Source organism: Actinotalea alkalitolerans, from assembly GCF_023369855.1.
Lineage (GTDB): Bacteria > Actinomycetota > Actinomycetes > Actinomycetales > Cellulomonadaceae > Actinotalea.
The window spans coordinates 162,852-180,441 of the sequence record NZ_JAMBPP010000006.1 but is presented as its reverse complement, the minus strand read 5'-3'; the positions used below and the strand labels follow the sequence as shown (position 1 = coordinate 180,441).

Here is a 17,590-nt window from a genome sequence, read left to right as displayed (position 1 = left end):
CCTCGCCCCGGGACCTCCCGGGCACCCGAACCAGACTCCGTCCCGAACGAGGGAAGTCATGACCACGAGCACCTCGGGCGCGCCCGCGCCCGCCATCGAGATCCACGACCTGCACAAGGCCTTCGGCAGCGTCAACGCCCTGGACGGCCTCGACCTGACGGTCGCCCCCGGAGAGGTCGCCGGGTTCCTCGGCCCCAACGGCGCAGGGAAGTCCACCACCATCCGTGTGCTGCTCGGCCTGCTGCGCGCGGACGCCGGCAGCGCGCGCCTGCTCGGCGGTGACCCCTGGGCCGACGCCGTCGCCCTGCACCGCCGGCTCGCCTACGTACCCGGCGACGTGAGCCTGTGGCCCAACCTCACGGGCGGCGAGGCGATCGACCTGCTGACCCGCCTGCGCGGGCCCGTCGACCCGAGGCGCAAGGCCGAGCTGCTCGAGCGCTTCGAGCTCGACCCCACGAAGAAGTCGCGCACCTACTCCAAGGGCAACCGGCAGAAGGTCGCGCTGGTCGCGGCCCTCGCCTCCGACGTCGAGCTCCTCGTCCTGGACGAGCCGACCTCGGGCCTGGACCCCCTGATGGAGGCGGTCTTCACCGAGTACCTGCGGGAGGTCAAGGCGCAGGGCCGCTCGGTGCTGCTGAGCAGCCACATCCTGCACGAGGTCGAGAAGGTCTGCGACACCGTGACGATCATCCGGGCGGGCCGTGCGGTCGAGTCCGGCACGCTCGAGGAGCTGCGCCACCTCACCCGCTCGACCGTCAACGCCGTCGTGGCCGGCGACCCGAGCCCGATCGCCGGTCTCCCCGGAGTGCACGACGTCGTCGCCGAGCGCAACGGTCAGGGGACGCGGGTCCGGTTCGACGTCGACAACGCCAGCATGTCCGCCGTCCTGCGGGAGCTTGGCTCCCTGGGTGTGCACAGCTTCACGGCCATGCCGCCCTCCCTCGAGGAGCTCTTCATGCGCCACTACGGCGAGGCACCGACGACGCGAGCCGACAACCCCGCAGCGGCAGGTGCGCGATGAGCACCACGACGCTCCCGCGTCCACGCACCGCACCGTCGGGACCCGGTTCCCGACGCGACGCGACGGTGGACCTGACCGGTACCGGTCACCTGCTGCGCTTCGTGCTGCGCCGTGATCGGGTCCGGCTCTCGGTGTGGACCGGGTCGGTCGTGCTGCTCCACGTCTACTTCGTGGGCGCCCTCACGGCCCTGTACACGACCTTCGAGGAGCGGCAGTCGCGCGCAGCCGTCATGGACACGCCCGTCAGCACGATGATGGCGGGGCCCGGCTACGGCCTGGAGGACTACACGGTCGGCGCGATGCTCTCCAACGAGCTCATCGGGTGGGTCGCGATCACCCTCGCGATCTTCAACGTGATGCAGATCGTCCGGAACACCCGCGCCGAGGAGGAGTCAGGCCGCGCCGAGCTGGTGCGCGCCGGGGTCGTCGGCCGGCACGCCCAGGGCGCGGCAGCCTTCCTCGCCGTGCTGATCGCCGACGTCGTGATCGGGCTGCTCAGCGCGCTGGTCATGATCGGCGGAGGGCTGGCGGTCGCTGACTCCCTCGCTGTCGGAGCCGCCATCACTCTGCTGGGCGTGGTGTTCGCCGCGATCGGCATCGTCGTCGCGCAGGTCACCGAGCACGCCCGTGGCGCGACCGGCCTGGGCATCGCGGTGCTCGGCGTCGTGTACATGGCCCGTGCGTTCGGTGACATGCAGCAGACCCACGGCTCGTGGCTGTCCTGGACCTCACCCATCGGCTGGGCGCAGCAGATGCGCGCCTTCGTGGACCTGCGGTGGTGGCCGCTGCTGCTGCACGTGGTGCTCGTCGTGCTGCTGCTCGCGGTCGGCGTGGTCCTGGCCTCGCGTCGCGACCTCGGGGCCGGGCTGGTCGCGGCCCGCGCGGGGCGGGCTGACGCCGCTCCCGGGCTGCGCTCCCCCTTCGCGCTCGCCTGGCGCCAGCAGCGGGTCGCCCTGATGTGGTGGACCGCGGGGCTGGGACTGATGTGGACCGCGACCGGCACCTACATCGAGGGCCTCGAGGACATGTTCGAGGAGCTGTCGGCGACCAGTCCCGAGGTGCTCGAGATGTTCGGCGGGCGGGGCCAGCTGCTGGGTGGCTTCATCTCCGTCATGGTGGTCTTCGGCATGCTCCTCGCGGCGGGCTACGGCATCGCGGCGGTGCTGCGGGCACGCGGTGAGGAGTCCGCCGGCCGGCTCGAGCCGATGCTCGGCCTGCCGGTCTCGCGGACCCGCTGGTTCGCGGCCCAGCTGGGGGTCGCGGCGCTCGGGACGCTGGTGCTCGCTGCCACGACCGGGGTGACGCTCTGGCTCGGTGCAGTGCTCGTCGGCATCACCGACCCCGACCTCGGCACGTACCTGCAGGCCGCGGCCGCGTACCTGCCGGCGCTCGGCGTGTACCTCGGCCTGACCGCGGCGCTGTACGCCTGGCTCCCGCGGGTCGCCGCACCCCTGCCGTGGGCGCTGCTCGCGTTCGGGTTCGTCGTCGGCGTGTTCGGCCCGCTGCTCGACCTGCCCGCGGCGGTCACGGCGCTCGACCCGTTCGACGCCGTGCCGCGCGTCCCCGTCGAGGCCGTGACCGCGGGCCCGTTGCTCGCGCTGACGGCGCTCGCCGCGGTGCTGTGGCTGCTGGCCTTCGTGGGCTTCCGACGCCGGGACCTGCCGGTGGTGTGAGGACCCGCGGGTCCGGTCATCCGCCTCGGCGGGACGGGTCGCGCCTCGGCCAGGGGCGCGACCCGTCCGCCCGTGCCAGGACGGTCAACCCTGTCCCGAAGAGCACCAGCTCGCCCACGGGCAGCCCGGCGACCGGGGGGAGCACCCCTTCGGTGCCGGTGACGCCGAGGCCCGCGAGCGCGGCGACGCACGCGACGACCCCGGCGCCGACCGCCACGGGGTGCGCAGTCCCCTCGCGCCGTCGGCCGGTCGAGGTCTCGAACCGGGCGAGCACCGCGACGAGCAGGGTCAGCAGCACGGCGAGCACGAGCAGCCACGGGACCCGCAGGGCGAACCACTCCCCCGAGCCCACCTCGGGCTGCGGGAACAGGCCGCTGCCCATGAGGGTCACGCCGGCGATCACCACGGGCACCATGTGCCACAGGAAGATGGTCAGGATGACGGCGTTGAGGGCCACCACCACCATCCACACCCGAAGCCGCTCGAGCCAGGGCGTGATGACGGGGCTCAGCAGCAGCACGACCCCGGTCTGGGACGCGGCGAGGGCGAGCAGCGCGAGCGTGGGCGGGTCGGCGTTGCCCAGGTCGGGTGGCGGGGCCGCCCCGACCATCGTGACGCCGTAGGGACCCCACGCGACGAGGACCGCGGCCGTGCCCAGGCCCCCGCCGGCGAGCACGGAGGCCGGCCGGCGTGTGCGGGTGAGCACCCCGTCACGCCACGCGACGCCGAGCTGGTGCACCGCCAGCCACCCCACCACGTAGCTCCCGGTGGCAGGCACGTCGGACCCGGTCACCACCCGCGCGACGTCCCCGGCTGCGACCAGGGCCACCAGGGTGAGGATCGCACCCGCGCCCCACCTCCGCTGCCAGTCGATGCACGTAGGCGCGAGGGCGACGACCGCCAGGTACACCACGAGGAACCACAGCGCGATCCCGGCCAGCCACACGGAGGTCCGGGCGACCCGGGCGTCGGCCCCCAGCGCGAGCGCCGCCGCGTAGCCGACGACGAGCACGACGACGAAGACCGCCGTCGGGCGGAGCAGCCGCAGGGCCCGGGACTGCACCCAGGCGGTCGCGGTACCACCCGAGCGACGGTGCTCGTCGAGCGAGGCGGTGTTGGCGTACCCGCCGACCAGGAAGAACACGGGCATCACCTGGAACAGCCAGGTCGCCCACTGCGCCCACGGCACCACGTAGAGGGCGTTCACACCGCCGAGCCGACCGTCGGTGACCGTGACCGCGCTGGTCACCCAGTGGCCCACGACGACGGTGAGGATCGCGACCGCGCGCAGGAGGTCGACGTAGCGGTCGCGGTGCGCGGGTGTGTCCTCGGCGAGCTGTCGCAGCCGACCCAGGGGCGACCCGAGGCCCTCGGGTCGGTCGCGGCGTCCTGCGTCCGGCACCCGCCCTCCTCGGCCCCTGCACCGAGCAGGAACGGTTGATGCCTCGACGCTAACCCGGTACCTCTGCGCGTGCAGGCGGTGCACTTCCTCAGGTGACGGTCCACCACCACGGAGTCTTCCGTCTGGCCTGCACCGCGGAGCTCCCCGACGAGGCGATCATCACGATCGGCACGCCTTCTCCGACGACTCCTCGACGGCCCCTGTCACGCTCCTCGGCGCTCCTGCACAACCGCGGGTCGCATCGGCCAGACCGTCGTGCGCTTCAGCTGCGCCCCACCCTCGACGGCCACCGCCCCGAGGTCGCGCTCCTGAGGACCGGCCCACGCACGGGTCGTCACACTACGACGGCCCTGCACGAACGCCTCGACCATCGAGTGGTCGACGAGCACCTGGAGCCGCACGTCCTGCGCGGGAGGAAGGATCACCTCTCCCGAACGCAGCACCCGGTGAGGCTCGGTCGCCCCCTGACGCACCACGGTGATCCGGCCGACTCCCTCACCCGTCCGCTCGACCACGAGCCGGACGGCCGCAGCACCCTGCTCGTCGACGCGCAGGTCCACCTGGATCACCCCGCCCACCGGCACGTCCGCCACCACCTCGAGATCGAGCATGGGCCCGGCGTCCACCGCGACGGTGCGGACCTGGCTGAGGTCGTCGGCGCCCCGTCGCACCGCCGCGGGCTCCCGCAGGGCCGTGAGCTCGCGGACCGGAGCGACCCGAAGGTCACCGTCCACGTAGCGGATCTCCATCGGTACACCCGCGTTCTGTGCCCACCCACGCCGGATGTGCTCGTCCTCCGACAGGAGGTCCTGGGTGACGGTCCACAGGAGCGTCCGTCCGTCCGGGGTGACCGAGCCGGTCACCCCGGTGAAGAAGCCGCCGAGGTCCAGCAGGCGCGGCTCCTCGTGGTCCGGGCTCCACGTCGCCGTCGAAGCATCCCACTCCCCCACCCAGTACCACTCGTAGAGGAGGGAGTGCTCGCACGGCGTCGGCCACCACGGCGTCACGAAGAGCGCGTGCTTGCGACGCCCGTCGCCGTCGCAGCCGACCGGGAGCAGCACCGGCAGCTCCCAGGCCACACCGGTCTCCGGTCGCGCCGCGTGGTCACCGACCATCAGCGGCCCGCAGAACTCCCACGCACCGTCGGTCGGCGAGGAGGTGCGGAACAGGTAGGCGGTGCCTCCACGCCCCTCGATGCCCCCGCCGACGACCTGGAACCAGCTGTCACCGTCCTGCCAGATGAAAGGGTCCCGGAACTCGCCGGGGAGTGGCTCGAGACCCGCTGCCCGCAGACGCGGCAGCGCGTCGTGCAGGGTGGTCACCGGACCTGGTCCGGGTACCCAGTCCCGCAGGTCCGGGTCCGTCGGGTCAGCTGGGCGGGCCCACCCGGTGCGCTGGTTGGGATCGTCACGGTCGTCACCGGCGGTGAAGAAGAGGAGGGGCACGCCGTCGCCGTCGGTCGTCGAGCACCCCGACCACACACCCTCCGGAGCCCATGGGACGTCCGCCGGCACCAGGCACGACCCCAGGTCCGTCCAGTGCACGAGGTCGTCGCTGACCGCGTGCCCCCAGGTGAGCGCTCCCCAGAACGGGCCGAGCTCGTTGCGCTGGTAGTAGAGGTGGTGACTCCCTCCGTGGTGCAGGATGCCGTGCGGCTCGTTCATCCACTGGGCCGGGGGGGCGAAGTGGAACCGTGGCCGGTCGCGATCCGCGGCGAACACCTCCTGGTCCGTCCGCCACTCCTCCGCCGGGTCAGCAGCAGGTGCCGTCGGCCGCGTCCCACGCGTCGCAGGCGCGCTGGTGGTGCCACCTCGGACCTCGACCTCGGCGAGCAGACCGGTGAAGAAGCCGAAACGGATGGACCGTTCCACCCAGGCGTCGGCGATGCTGCCGATGTGCACGGTCGTCGCGCCGCCCGTACCGTCGCTCTCAGGCAGCGTCGCCCGGCCCACGGTCGAACCATCGACCAGCAGCTCCATGTCGGCAGGGCCGACGCGGGCCTCCAGGTGCGTCCAGCCGAGCCTTGGGACCGGGCTCGGGGCGACGACGTCGAGGGTGCGGTCGGTGCGGTCGCCCGGCCGAGCACCGTCGAGGTGGGCGTCACCGCACGGCTCCCACCGCAGGACCGGATGTCCGCCGCGGTCCAGCCCCAGGGTCCAGGTGCCGCGGCCACCAGGCACCGGGGCCTCGGTCGGCACCCCGGCGAGCACCCCCTGCAACCGCCCGGGACCACCAGCACCGTGAGCGGCCGGCGCGACCCATGCCGTGGCCACCACCCGGTCGGGCAGGTCCAGGACGACAGGGTCCGGCACGGTGCCGCCGCCCAGCCGCAGCACGCCTGTCGGCAGCACTGGCGACTCGGACGCAGACGTCGTGCACCGGTGCCTCGAGGGGACCACGTCGGGGCTTGCGCTCACCGGGATCCTCCCGAGCCCGCGACCGTGACGAGCCGGGACGGCTCACGCTCGAGCACGAGGCGACCGTCCGGCTCGACCCGCACCGGCATGGGGTCCGAGAGGCCGCCGAGGAACGTCTCGCCACCGGAGGCCTGCAGGAAGGCGAGGAAGACCAGGGCACCGTCGGGGTCCCGCTCGAACCGGCCGGCATAGAGCTCGCCGACCGGGTCGCCGCAGAAGAACGAGTCCCCGGGCGAGACGTAGGGACCCGCCTCGGCATCCGCCACGAAGTAGTGCGTGCCGGTCTCGGCCGGCGTCATCTCGCGGCGAGAAGCGCTGTGCGCGTGTGCGTAGACCGAGTAGGAGAGGTACCAGCGACCCTCCGCCTCGAACAGCTGCGGCACCTCGAGGTGGGCGAACTCGCGCGGGGCGACCGCGGGTTCCAGGGCCTGCCAGATGAGCAGGTCCTGCGACCGGGCCTGCCCGATCACCCCACGCTCGTCGACCGCACCGCCCGGCGCGCGGGCCGTGAAGAGCATGCGGTACTCGCCGTGTGCGGTCGACCAGTAGACCCACGGGTCGCGCCAGTCCACGAAGGGCCACCCCTCGACGCCACCCTCGTAGTGCGTGACGTCCAGGACGAGGACCGGCTGCTCCTCCTTCGTCCAGGTGCTCAGGTCGTCGCTCACGGCCAGACCGATGCGCTGGTGCGCGCCCCGCTCCCGCGCGTTGATGCCGGTGTAGAACATCCACCAGCGGCCGTCGGCCCGCAGCACGGAACCCGTCCAGGTCGCGAGGTCGTCCCACGCGCCAGCCGGTCCAGGGCCCAGCGCGTCGGGCAGGACCTCCCACGAGCGCAGGTCCGTGCTCACCGCGTGACCGACTCGGGCGTTCTCATGCCGTCGCTCGGGGTCGCCGAGGCTCTTGGGGGCCTTGAGGAAGAAGAGGTGGTACTGGTCGCCGTCCTGGGCGGTCCAGAAGTCCCACGTCCAGTGGGAGTCGAGAGTGAGCATGGCGTGTCCTTGTCGAGGTGTGCGGTCGTTGGCCGGGGGTCGCCGCACCATGCGGTGCGGCGACCCCCGTCGGGCCCGATCGGCCCCGGTCGTCAGAGGTTCTCGAGGTACCGGTCGTAGGCCTGCTGGTAGAGCTCGACCATGCGGTCCAGCCCGAGCTGCTCGAGCTGGGCGACGTACGCGTCCCAGTCGTCCTCGACGCCACCGCCGGCGATCCAGTTCGCCCGGCGGGTGTCGACGAAGGTCTTGATCTCCGTCTCGATCGAGTTGATCTCCTGGATCTCCTCGTCAGAGAAGGGGACGTTGGGGTACCACTCGGGCTCGGCCCAGGGCAGGTACTTCTCCTCGAGGTCCGCCACCCGCTGCGCGGCGCGCGGCTCCGGGGCGACGACGGTCTCGAAGTCCTCACGCAGCGTCACGTGCACGCCGCCCGGTGCGACCTTCTGCCGCAGCTCACCGGCGGACACTCCCTCGGGGAGCTCCATCTGGACCAGGACGCCGTTCGCGTCCTCCTCCTGAGTGACCCCGATCGGGCCCCAGGCGACCTGGGCCGACATCACGGGATCGTAGAGGCGGTCGACCCATCGCATCGCCACCTCGGGGTACTGGTTGGCGCGGGTGATCGCGAAGGCCCCGGCGCCGAAGTCGCTGCCGTTGGCGTGCCCGACGAGACGCCCGTTCACCCCCGAGAGGGCGGGGACGAGCACGTAGTCGTCAGCGCGGTCGGGACCGACGACCTCCTCGCTCTCCCACCAGATGTAGGAGCCCAGGACGGGGTCAGGGGCCTTGCCCTTGGCGAGGTAGGTCTTGTCGTCCTGGGTCAGCGCCTCCTGGTCGATCAGACCGCGGTCGTACCAGTCGTGCAGCCGGCTCACCGCGTCGCGGTACTCCGGCTGGGCAGCGGTGTAGATGACCTGGCCGTCGCGCACGATCCGGTGGTCCAGGTTGTCCGGCATCCCGCCCAACGCCGCCATCAGGTCTCCGGCGTCGGCGCACCACCAGGCGTTGATGAAGCTCAGCGGGATCTCGTCGTTGCGCCCGTTCCCGTTCATGTCCTGCGAGGCGAAGGCCTCGAGCGCCGCCTCGTACTCCTCGATCGTCTCCGGGACGCCCAGGCCGAGCTGGTCGAGCCACGTCTTGTTGATCGACAGGAAGAACGGCACGGCCCCGATGCCGAGCTCCTCGGCGGCGGGCAGGGTGTAGATGTGGCCGTCGGACGAGGTCACTGCCGCGCGGATCTCGGGCCGCTTCTCGAAGACCGCCTGCAGGTTGGGTGCGTACTGCTCGATGAGCCCCTCGAGCGGGATCAGCGTGCCGTTGCTCCCGTACGTGGAGATGTCGGCGGGGCTGAAACCGGTGTTGTAGAACGCGTCCGGCAGGTCACCGCTGGCAAGGATGAGGTTCTTGCGCTCCTGGTAGACGCTGTCCGGCAGGTTCTCCCAGTTGATGGTGACGTTGGTGTCCTCCTGCCACTGCTGCACGAGCTCCATGGAGGAGAACTCGGGCGCGAGAGAGGACTTCTGGCCGGAGAAGGTCATCGTCACGCCGTCGGTGACGATCGGGAGCCCTTCCTCCTGGAAGCCGACCTCGCTCGAGCGGCTCTCGCCGCTGCCGTCCGAGGCTCCGCCGGAGCAGGCGCTCAGGACGAGTCCTGCCACGACGGCACCCGCGAGCGCGGTGCCTTGGTGTCGGAGAGTCATGTCTGTGCCTTTCTAGGTACGCGTCACGTCGGTGTGCGCGCGTCGATGGGTGTGCGTCAGGGGAGAGCCGGGGAAAAGGGAGCTCAGTTCTTCACGGCGCCGAGCATCGCCCCCTTCGTGAAGTGCTTCTGCAGGAAGGGGACGGCGGCGAGGATGGGGAAGGTCGAGAAGACGATCATCCCGTACTTGACCAGCTCGGCGACGCGTGCAGTCTCCGCATAGGAGGCGAGATCCCCGGACATCGCCCCGGTGGAAGAGATGTCGGACTGGATGAGGATGTTCCGCAGCACGAGCTGCAGCGGGTACTTGCTCGCGTCGTTCAGGTAGATCAGCGCGTCGAAGAACGCATTCCAGTTGGCGACCATGTGGATCATCGTCATGAGGACGATGAGCGACTTGGCGAGCGGCACGGCGACGGTGAAGAAGAACCGGAAGTCGCTCGCCCCGTCCAGCTGCGCGGCCTCCCTCAGCTCGTCCGGCATGGTCACCTGGAAGAAGGACTTGGCGATGATGAGGTTCCAGACGCCGACCGCTCCGGGCAGCACCACCGCCCACATCGTGTTCAGGAGGCCGAGCTCCTGGACCACGAGGTAGCGGGGGATCATCCCACCGTCGAAGAAGAGGGTGATGACCAGCAGGAACGTGATCGTCCGTCGGGCCGGCAGGTCCTTCCGCGAGAGCGCGTAGCCGCCGGCGACGATGATCGCCACGCTGATCGCGGTGCCCACCGCCGTGTAGAGCACCGAGTTGCCGAAGCCCTGCCAGATCGCCGGGTCGCTCATGATGCGGGCGTAGCCGTCGAAGGTCAGCCCCTCTGGGCGGAGCCAGACCCGCCCACCTGCCACGGCAGCAGGGTCGCTGACCGATGCGATCAGGATGAAGTACAGCGGATAGATGATCGCCAGGCAGGCCGCCGAGAGGAGAACCACCGACGAGAGGCTGAAGGTGGAGTCGGGGATGCGGTTGGAGAGCGGCCGCCGCCCTGCGGAAGGCGCACTGCGAGGACTCTCCGTAGATGTTCTGGACATGGGAAGCACCTCAGATCAGGGTTGCTTGCTTGAAGCGCTTGGCCACCCAGTTGAACGTCAGCAGCAGCGCGAGGTTCAAGACCGAGTTGAAAAGGCCGATCGCCGTGGAATAGCTGAACTGCGCCTCCTGCAGACCGGCCTGATAGACGTAGGTCTGAATGATCTGCGACTCCGACGCATTGAGCGGGGTCTGCAGGAGGAGCGCTTTCTCGAAACCGATGTTCAACAGGTTCCCGACCGCCAGGATGAAGAGGATCGAGATCACCGGCGCGATCCCGGGGAGATCGATGTGCCGGATGCGCTGCAGAGCACTGGCTCCGTCGATCCTGGCGGCCTCGTGCAGCGCCGGGTCGATGCCCGCCAGAGCGGCCAGGTAGATGATCATCGAGAACCCGGCCTCCTGCCACACGCTGGAGCCCACGTAGATCGGGCGGAACCACTCGGGCTCGGCCATGAAGAAGATCGGGGCACCGCCGCCGAGGGTGATGAGGTGGTTGACCAGGCCGGAGCGCGGCGAGAGCAGCACGTAGATCATCCCCACGACGATCACCGTCGAGATGAAGGCCGGCGCGTAGAGCACGGTCTGCGCGAACTGCCGGAAGCGACCGTAGGTGAGCTGGTTGACCAGCAGCGCCAGGATGATCGGCACGGGGAACATCACCGCGAGGTTGACCACCGCCAGCTGCAGGGTGTTCTGGATGAGCATCTCGAACTGGAACGAGCTGAAGAACCGCTCGAGGTGTGCGGTGCCGACCCACGGGCTTCCCAGGAAGCCGTCAACCGGGTTGAAGTTCCGGAAGGCGATCTGCACGCCGTACATCGGCCAGAACTTGAAGATCGCGAAGTGCAGCAGCGCGGGGAGCAGTAGTACGTATAACTGCCAGGCTCGCAGAACCCTTCGCAAGCGCTGGCGCGGCCGGGGCCCGGGTCGCGGTCGCGAGACGACCGGGTCGCCCTGCCCTCCGCCCGGGAGAGCCACCGCGGCGGGGGGCACCCGCCGGTCCAGGTCGATCGGGCCGGCCATCAGGCACCGCCCCTCGGGGGGGCGACCGAGTCCCGAGAGACCAGGTCGCAATGAAGGCGCATCATCGTCGATCCTCCGTTTCGCGCACCTCCCGTGAGGAGGAGGTCGGCAGCCGCCCACCCCATCTCTCGGAACGGCAGGTTCATGGTCGTCAGAGCCGGACGCAGCCACGGCGCCAGGGTCTCCTGGTTGTCGAACCCGGCGATCGAGATGTCGTCGGGGATCCTCAGCCCGCGTTCCTGGAGGGCCTGGTAGGCACCCCAGGCCGTACGGTCGTTGGCGCAGAAGATCGCCGTCGGCGGCTCGGGGCCGTCCAGCAGCGAGAGGGCGTGGATGTAGCCGTGCTCCGGCCCGCCGCCGCCGAAGCGCACCTGCGAGGGGTCCACGCGCAGGCCGACCGCCTCGATCGCCTCCACGTACCCCTGATACCGGCCGACGGCGGCAGGGAGCCCCGACTCGAGGGTCTCGATGTCGATCATCCCGATCCGACGGTGACCCGCGGCGAGCAGGTGCTCCGTCGCCTCCCGCCCGCCGGTCGCCTCGTCAGGGGAGACGGACCACGTCGAGCCGGAGGGGTCGATGGCGTTGATGATGACGACCTCGTACCCGCGCAGACCCTCGGGGATCGTGACAGGGCGGTTGTACATCGAGGCATAGACGAAACGGCGCACCTGGTGCGAGAGCATCTGCTCGACCGCGCTCGACTCGATCTCCGCCCGACCGTTGGTGTTGACGACCACCATGAGCTGACCGTCCTGCCAAGCACGCTCCTGCGCGCCCTCGACCATCTCTCCGGCGAACGGAGCCGAGGCGACCTCGTCACCGATGAAGCCGATGAGCTCGGCCACCCGCTCGCGGAGCGCCTTGGCCGTCGCGTTGGTCCGATACCCGAGCTCCCGGACGGCCTCTCGGACGCGTTGCTGCGTAGCCGCCGAGACCCGGGGAGTGCCTGCTCCGTTCAAGACGAGGGACACCGTCGCCTGTGAGACGCCAGCCACACGGGCGACGTCCCACATGGTGGGTGTCCTCCTGGCAGTCATCCTCGACTCCGATCGCGTCATACGTATAACGTGTCTCGGGACACAGTAGGCACACGGACCGGCGTCGTCAAGCGTCGGCGTCGCCCTCAGCCCCCGTGGGCGGCGATCCACCTCGTCAGGAGCTCCTCGAGCTGCTGCTGCTCGTGGGCGGTCAGGGGTGCGAGAAGACGGTGCTCGTTGGCCATGTGGGCCGTCATGGCCCGGTCGATCAGCTCCAGGCCCTGGGGGGTCAGGGCCACCACCCGCCCGCGGCCGTCGACGTCGCTGCGTCGCCGGGTGACCAGGCCGGCCTCGACCAGACGGTCGACGCGCTTGGTCATCGCGCCGGTCGTCACCATGGTGTGCTCGGCGAGCTCACCGGGCGCCCGCTCGAAGGGTGCACCGGCGCGGCGCAGGGTCGCCAGGACGTCGAACTCGCCCTCCCCGAGGCCGTGCTCGGCGTACACCGCGACCAGCTCCTCGCGCAGGACGGCCGCCAGGCGGTGCAGGCGGCCGAAGATGCCCTGCGGGCTGACGTCGAGGTCGGGCCGCTCTCGCTGCCAGGCCTGCTGGATGCGGGCCACGTGGTCGTCGGTCGTCACCCCTTGACCATACCTTCCGCGGAAGTTAGTTTGTCTTCCATGGAAGGCAATATTCGCTGGGCGCTGATCACCGCCATCGCACCGATCACCTGGGGTGCGAGCTACCTCGTGACCCGCCAGCTCCTCCCGGCCGACAGTGCACTGTGGGGGGCCGCGATCCGCGCCCTGCCCGCCGGGCTCGTCCTCCTCCTGATCACCCGGACACTGCCCCGCGGCGCCTGGTGGTGGCGGGCACCCCTGCTCGGGACGCTCAACATCGGGGCCTTCTTCGTGCTGGTCTACCTCGCAGCCCAGCTGCTGCCCTCGAGCATCGCCTCGATGCTGATGGCCTTCGCCCCTGCGGTGATGATGCTCCTGGCCTGGCCGTTGCTCTCCGAACGACCGCGCGGCCTGGCGGTGGCCGGCGCCGCGCTCGGCTTCCTCGGGGTCTGCGCGATGCTGCTCACCGGCGTCGACGGCATCTCACCGGGCGGGGTGGTCGCATCGCTGGCGGCGATGACCATGTCCTCGGTGGGCTTCGTCCTGTCCAAGCGCTGGGCCGGCGAGGTCAGCCCCCTCCCCCTGGCCTCGTGGCAGCTCATCGCCGGCGGACTCCTGGTCCTGCCCGTCGCGATCGCCGTCGAGGGCGCACCACCCGCCCTCGACCTCGTCCAGGTCGGCGGCTTCGCCTTCCTGACCCTCGTCGCGACCGCCCTCGCCTACTGGGCGTGGTTCACCGGCCTCGCCCACCTCGACGCCGGCACCGTGGGCCTCATCGGGCTGCTGAACCCCGTCACGGGCGTCCTGCTCGGCACGCTCCTGGCCGCCGAGAGGCTCAGCCTGCTGCAGGGGGCCGGGATGGCGGTCGTCCTCGTCGGGATCACGCTCGGCCAGCCGCACGCGGCGCGCCGGGTCGCTGCCGTGAGGGCCGCGCTCGCGTCGCGGCAGGACGGTGACGACGGCCCGGAGGAGCGGGGCGTGGTGGTGGCCTGAGGCCGCTGCGGTCAGGACACCTGACCCGCCCGGACGTTCTGCTCGAGCGAGCGGATCAGCGGGGCGTAGTGCTCGGCGACGGCGACGCGGAAGCCCGCGGCGTCGCCGCGCTCGGCCGCGCGCAGCATGTCCTCGTGGGCGCAGGCCGTCTGCTGGAGGTCGGTGGGCAGCGAGACGCCCAGACGCGGCATCACCGCGGTGTGCACGTCCCAGAACGCCCCGACGAGCGGGCCGACGATCGAGTTGTCGATCCGGCCCAGGAGCGCGGTGTGGAAGACCCTGTCCTGCTGGGCGAAGGTCCGCCCGTCCCCGCTGAGCCGCGTCATCTCCTGGACCAGGCGCCACAGGTCCGGGTTGGCGGTGCCGACCACGGCGGCCGCGATGCGGTCGGCCATCGCGAGGTCCAGGGCCTGGCGGATCTCGATGATCTCGCGGAGCGCACGCAGGTCGTCGCCCGGCTGGAGCGCCCCACGGAAGACGAGCACCTCGACCAGGGAGTCGAGCGACATCGCCCCCACGTAGGTGCCGTGCCCGTGGCGGACCTCCACGATGCCCAGGGTGGCCAGCGTCCGCACCGCCTCGCGCAGGCTCGATCGTGAGACCTCCAGGAGCCGGCACAGCTCGGTCTCGGTCGGCAGCAGGTCGCCCGGTCGCATCCCGTTGGTGAGGATGAGCTCCTTGATCGCTGCCCTCGTCGAGGAGATGCTGGCCTGCGCGAGCCGCGGCGAGACCTTCGAGCACCAGGACCGCGAGTTCCACACCGAGCTCCTCGCCGGGATCGACAACTCGCTCGTCGGCCAGCTCGTCGGGGCGTTCTGGGACGTGCACTCGGCCGTGCTGCCCACCCTCGGGCTCTCGGCGCCCTCGGACATCGAGGAGACCGCCCAGGCGCACGCTGCCCTGCTGCGGGCCGCCGAGGCCGGCGACGCAAAGGCCTTCCGCGACGCGGTCACGGCTCACTACGCCCCGCTCGAGCGCATGCTCGACGAGGCGACCCGTCCGCGCGAGGGCAGCGGTCCGTCCCCGGTGTAGACGGGAACGTGGCCAGCGGCACCTCGCGCGCGCCGACCCGCGGCTAGCGTGACGGGATGGCCTCGACGCTCGACCTCAGGACCAGCCACGGGACCGCGCGGGCCCACCTGCACCGGCCCACCGGTGCAGCGCGCCTCGCGGTGGTCCTGGGTCACGGGGCCGGCGGCGGGGTCGACGCACCCGACCTCGTCGCGGTGACGCAGGAGGCGACTGCACTGGGCGCCGTCGTCGTGCTCGTGGAGCAGCCGTACCGGGTGGCCGGCAAGCGCGTCGGACCGCGAGCGCCGGTGCTCGACGAGGCCTGGGTCGAGCTGGTCGCCCAGCTCGCAGCAGGACCCCTCGACGGGTTGCCCCTGGTGGCCGGTGGCCGCTCGGCCGGCGCACGCGTGGCCTGCCGCACAGCGGTCACCACAGGCGCCGCTGCCGTGCTGTGCCTGGCCTTCCCGACGCGCCCACCGGGACGGGCCGACGCCCCGTCACGCCAGCCCGAGCTCGACGGCGCCGGGGTGCCGGTGCTCGTCATCCAGGGCGCGACCGACCCCTTCGGGATGCCCGAGGCCGGCCCGGACCGCCAGGTCGTCGTCGTGCCCGGGGACCACTCGCTGCGCAAGGGCCTGGACCTCCTGCGCCCCGCGGTCCGCGCGTGGCTCAGCCCGCACGCCGGTGCGCCCGACGGGCGCCGTCTGGAGCCGTGATGACCGAACCCTCACGGGTGAGCCGTGATCAGGTGCTCGCGTTCCGTCGCCGTGTCGGTGCGCTCGACGCACGCCTGCCGCCGGGTGAGGCGTCGGTGCGCCGCGCGGCGTGGGCAGGGCTGACGGACAGCGTGCCGCGCGCCGCGCTGCTGCAGCTGCACGCGAGGGTCGCGGACACATCGAGCACGGCCCTGGACGACCCCGCACTGGTGCAGGTCTGGGGTCCGCGGTTCAGCACGTACGTCGTCCCCGCGCAGGACCGTCCCGTCTTCACGCTCGGCAGGGCGCTCGCGGACGACTCCCGCCGGCGGTTCGCGGCCGACCTCGCCGAGCGCCTGGACGTCCTGCTCGACGGACGGGAGCTGCCGATCGGCGAGGCGGGTCGGGCGCTCGGCGAGCACCCGAACCAGCTCCGCTACGCGGCGACCACCGGACGCGTGCTGATCCGGTGGGACGGGGCACGCCAACCGACCGTGCGCACCGTCCCGGCACCCGACGTCGATGCGGTCGGGGCACGGCTGGAGCTCGCCCGCAGGTACCTGCGCGTGCTCGGACCGGGGACGGCCGAGGGGTTCGGAGCATGGGCGGGACTGCGCCCCCGGTCGGCCGGTCCGGCCTTCGAGGCGCTGCTGCCCGAGCTGGTCGCGGTGCGCACGGACGTGGGCGATGCGTGGGTCCTCGCCGACGACGGCGCGGACCTGCACCAACCGCCCCGTCCGACGTCGTCCATCCGACTGCTCCCCAGCGGGGACACCTTCACCCTGTTCCACGGCACCGACCGTGGGCTGGTGGTCCCGGATGCCGCCCGGCGCGCCGAGCTGTGGACGACGCGGGTCTGGCCAGGCGCCGTCCTCGTCGGCGGTGAGGTCGTCGGCACCTGGCGCCGCGCCGACGAGAAGGTGACGGTGCGGCTCTGGCGACCCCTGCCCTCTGCGGAGAGGGAGGCGGTCGAGCGCGAGGCGACGTCGATGCCCCTGCCCGGGCTGAGAGCGCCCGTCTCGGTCCGGTGGGAGGGCTGAGCCCATGAGGGGGTCGGGTGCGGATCACCAGGCATAGGCTTCCGGTGCCTGACCTCCTGGCCCCGGCCAGACGCGGTCCAGCGCGGCGAGGACGTCAGAGCTGAGGACGAGATCGATCGCGGGGAGCAGTCCGCAGAGCTGCTCGACCGTGCGGGGACCGACGACGGGCGCGACAACAGCTGGGCGGGTCAGGAGCCACGCGAGGGCGAGCTGCGCGGTGGTCGTGCCGAGATCACCGGCGATGTCCGCCGTGGCGTCGATCTGCCCGCGGTGCTGATCCCGCCTGACCGTCTCGCCCGGATCCGTCCGGCGTCCCTGGTGACCGGTCGGCGTCCCGGCGAGCAGTCCGCCGGCCAACGGGCTCCAGGCCACCACACCGATCCCGAGATGCTCGGCGGCGGGCAGGACCTCGAGCTCCACGGTGCGTTGCGCGAGGTTGTACACGGACTGCTCCGAGACCAGTCCGAGGTTCCCGCGGTCTCGAGCAGCACCCTGGGCGACCGCAAGGTTCCAGCCGGCGAAGTTCGACGACCCCGCGTAGATGATCTTGCCCTGTCGGCGCAGGACGTCGAAGGCCTCCCAGATCTCATCCCATCGCGCTGCTCGATCGATGTGGTGCATCTGCAGCACATCGATGTGATCGGTCTGGAGGCGCAACAAGGAGGCGTCGCATGCGCGGCGGATGTTCAAGGCCGAGAGGCCGCCGTGGTTGGGCCAGTCCGCGGTCGGTTCGAAGAGCTTGGTGGCCAGGACCGTGCGCTCGCGACGATCACCCCCTCGGGCGAACCAGTCGCCGATGATGCTCTCGGCGATGCCCGGCCGCCCCGGGCTCCCGTAGGTGTTCGCGGTGTCCACGTAGTTGATGCCTGCCTCGAGGGCTGTGTCGAGGATGGCGTGGGACTCCTCGGGGGTGGCCCGGCTCCCGAGGTTCATCGTCCCAAGGCACAACCGGGAGACCTCGACCCGGGCCGCTCCCAGAGCCGCGTACTGCACG

16 protein-coding genes are annotated in these 17,590 nt (G+C 71.5%); 6 read left to right on the top strand and 10 right to left on the bottom strand.

The features are described from left to right. The first annotated feature begins 58 nt into the window (after positions 1-58). Together M1R94_RS09410 and M1R94_RS09405 are read left to right on the top strand one after the other, a co-directional pair. Positions 59-1,021, top strand: coding sequence for an ABC transporter ATP-binding protein (locus M1R94_RS09410; protein WP_249381434.1), 963 nt, complete (start codon positions 59-61; stop codon positions 1,019-1,021). Further along, positions 1,018-2,694: an ABC transporter permease gene (locus M1R94_RS09405; RefSeq protein WP_249381433.1), complete on the top strand. Its 1,677-nt coding sequence runs from the start codon at positions 1,018-1,020 to the stop codon at positions 2,692-2,694. Before M1R94_RS09410 ends, M1R94_RS09405 begins: the two co-directional genes overlap by 4 nt. Positions 2,695-2,710: 16 nt before the next feature. On the opposite strand, the gene M1R94_RS09400 is transcribed toward M1R94_RS09405, so the two are convergent. From M1R94_RS09400 to M1R94_RS09365, 8 genes are all read right to left on the bottom strand, one after another. After that, positions 2,711-4,096, bottom strand: a complete 1,386-nt coding sequence (locus M1R94_RS09400) for an acyltransferase family protein (RefSeq protein WP_249381432.1) — start codon at positions 4,094-4,096, stop codon at positions 2,711-2,713. Between the two features lie 203 nt (positions 4,097-4,299). Beyond that, positions 4,300-6,513 carry a glycoside hydrolase family 32 protein gene (locus M1R94_RS09395; protein WP_249381431.1) on the bottom strand — a complete coding sequence of 738 codons (2,214 nt, stop codon included), beginning with the start codon at positions 6,511-6,513 and terminating at the stop codon, positions 4,300-4,302. Beyond that, positions 6,510-7,505: a glycoside hydrolase family protein gene (locus M1R94_RS09390; RefSeq protein WP_249381430.1), complete on the bottom strand. Its 996-nt coding sequence runs from the start codon at positions 7,503-7,505 to the stop codon at positions 6,510-6,512. Before M1R94_RS09390 ends, M1R94_RS09395 begins: the two co-directional genes overlap by 4 nt. Positions 7,506-7,597: 92 nt before the next feature. Then, entirely contained in the window at positions 7,598-9,205 is a 1,608-nt protein-coding gene (locus M1R94_RS09385; RefSeq protein WP_249381429.1) for an ABC transporter substrate-binding protein, read from the bottom strand. An 83-nt stretch (positions 9,206-9,288) separates the two neighbouring features. After that, a complete protein-coding gene (locus tag M1R94_RS09380; protein ID WP_249381428.1) occupies positions 9,289-10,134 on the bottom strand; it encodes a carbohydrate ABC transporter permease in 846 nt (281 codons plus the stop codon). A gap of 109 nt (positions 10,135-10,243) precedes the next feature. Further along, positions 10,244-11,257, bottom strand: a complete 1,014-nt coding sequence (locus M1R94_RS09375) for an ABC transporter permease (protein ID WP_249381427.1) — start codon at positions 11,255-11,257, stop codon at positions 10,244-10,246. Beyond that, positions 11,257-12,297 (bottom strand): LacI family DNA-binding transcriptional regulator, encoded by a 1,041-nt coding sequence (locus M1R94_RS09370; protein WP_249381426.1) that lies wholly within the window; start codon positions 12,295-12,297, stop codon positions 11,257-11,259. Before M1R94_RS09370 ends, M1R94_RS09375 begins: the two co-directional genes overlap by 1 nt. 86 nt (positions 12,298-12,383) lie before the next feature. Continuing rightward, positions 12,384-12,878, bottom strand: a complete 495-nt coding sequence (locus M1R94_RS09365) for a MarR family winged helix-turn-helix transcriptional regulator (protein ID WP_249381425.1) — start codon at positions 12,876-12,878, stop codon at positions 12,384-12,386. A 39-nt stretch (positions 12,879-12,917) separates the two neighbouring features. Here M1R94_RS09365 and M1R94_RS09360 point away from each other — a divergent pair, with 39 nt between their 5' ends. Beyond that, entirely contained in the window at positions 12,918-13,850 is a 933-nt protein-coding gene (locus tag M1R94_RS09360; protein ID WP_249381424.1) for an EamA family transporter, read from the top strand. An 11-nt stretch (positions 13,851-13,861) separates the two neighbouring features. Here the strand turns inward: M1R94_RS09360 and M1R94_RS09355 are convergent, their stop codons facing one another. After that, positions 13,862-14,506 (bottom strand): FadR/GntR family transcriptional regulator, encoded by a 645-nt coding sequence (locus M1R94_RS09355; protein ID WP_249381423.1) that lies wholly within the window; start codon positions 14,504-14,506, stop codon positions 13,862-13,864. Positions 14,507-14,519: 13 nt separating this feature from the next. On the opposite strand from M1R94_RS09355, the gene M1R94_RS09350 reads away from it, so the two are divergent. From M1R94_RS09350 to M1R94_RS09340, 3 genes are read left to right on the top strand one after another with little or no spacing between them, the layout of a single operon-like run. Further along, the gene (locus M1R94_RS09350) at positions 14,520-14,882 is read left to right on the top strand and encodes a FadR/GntR family transcriptional regulator (protein ID WP_249381422.1); all 363 of its coding nucleotides are present in this window, start codon (positions 14,520-14,522) and stop codon (positions 14,880-14,882) included. Positions 14,883-14,938: 56 nt separating this feature from the next. Next, positions 14,939-15,577, top strand: a complete 639-nt coding sequence (locus M1R94_RS09345; RefSeq protein WP_249381421.1) for an alpha/beta hydrolase family protein — start codon at positions 14,939-14,941, stop codon at positions 15,575-15,577. Then, on the top strand, positions 15,577-16,596 hold the full coding sequence (locus tag M1R94_RS09340) for a DNA glycosylase AlkZ-like family protein (RefSeq protein WP_249381420.1): 1,020 nt from the start codon (positions 15,577-15,579) through the stop codon (positions 16,594-16,596). The genes M1R94_RS09345 and M1R94_RS09340 overlap by 1 nt, the downstream gene beginning before the upstream one ends. 24 nt (positions 16,597-16,620) lie before the next feature. Here M1R94_RS09340 and M1R94_RS09335 read toward each other — a convergent pair whose 3' ends face one another. Then, positions 16,621-17,589 carry an aldo/keto reductase gene (locus M1R94_RS09335; protein ID WP_249381419.1) on the bottom strand — a complete coding sequence of 323 codons (969 nt, stop codon included), beginning with the start codon at positions 17,587-17,589 and terminating at the stop codon, positions 16,621-16,623. Position 17,590: the final 1 nt, after the last annotated feature.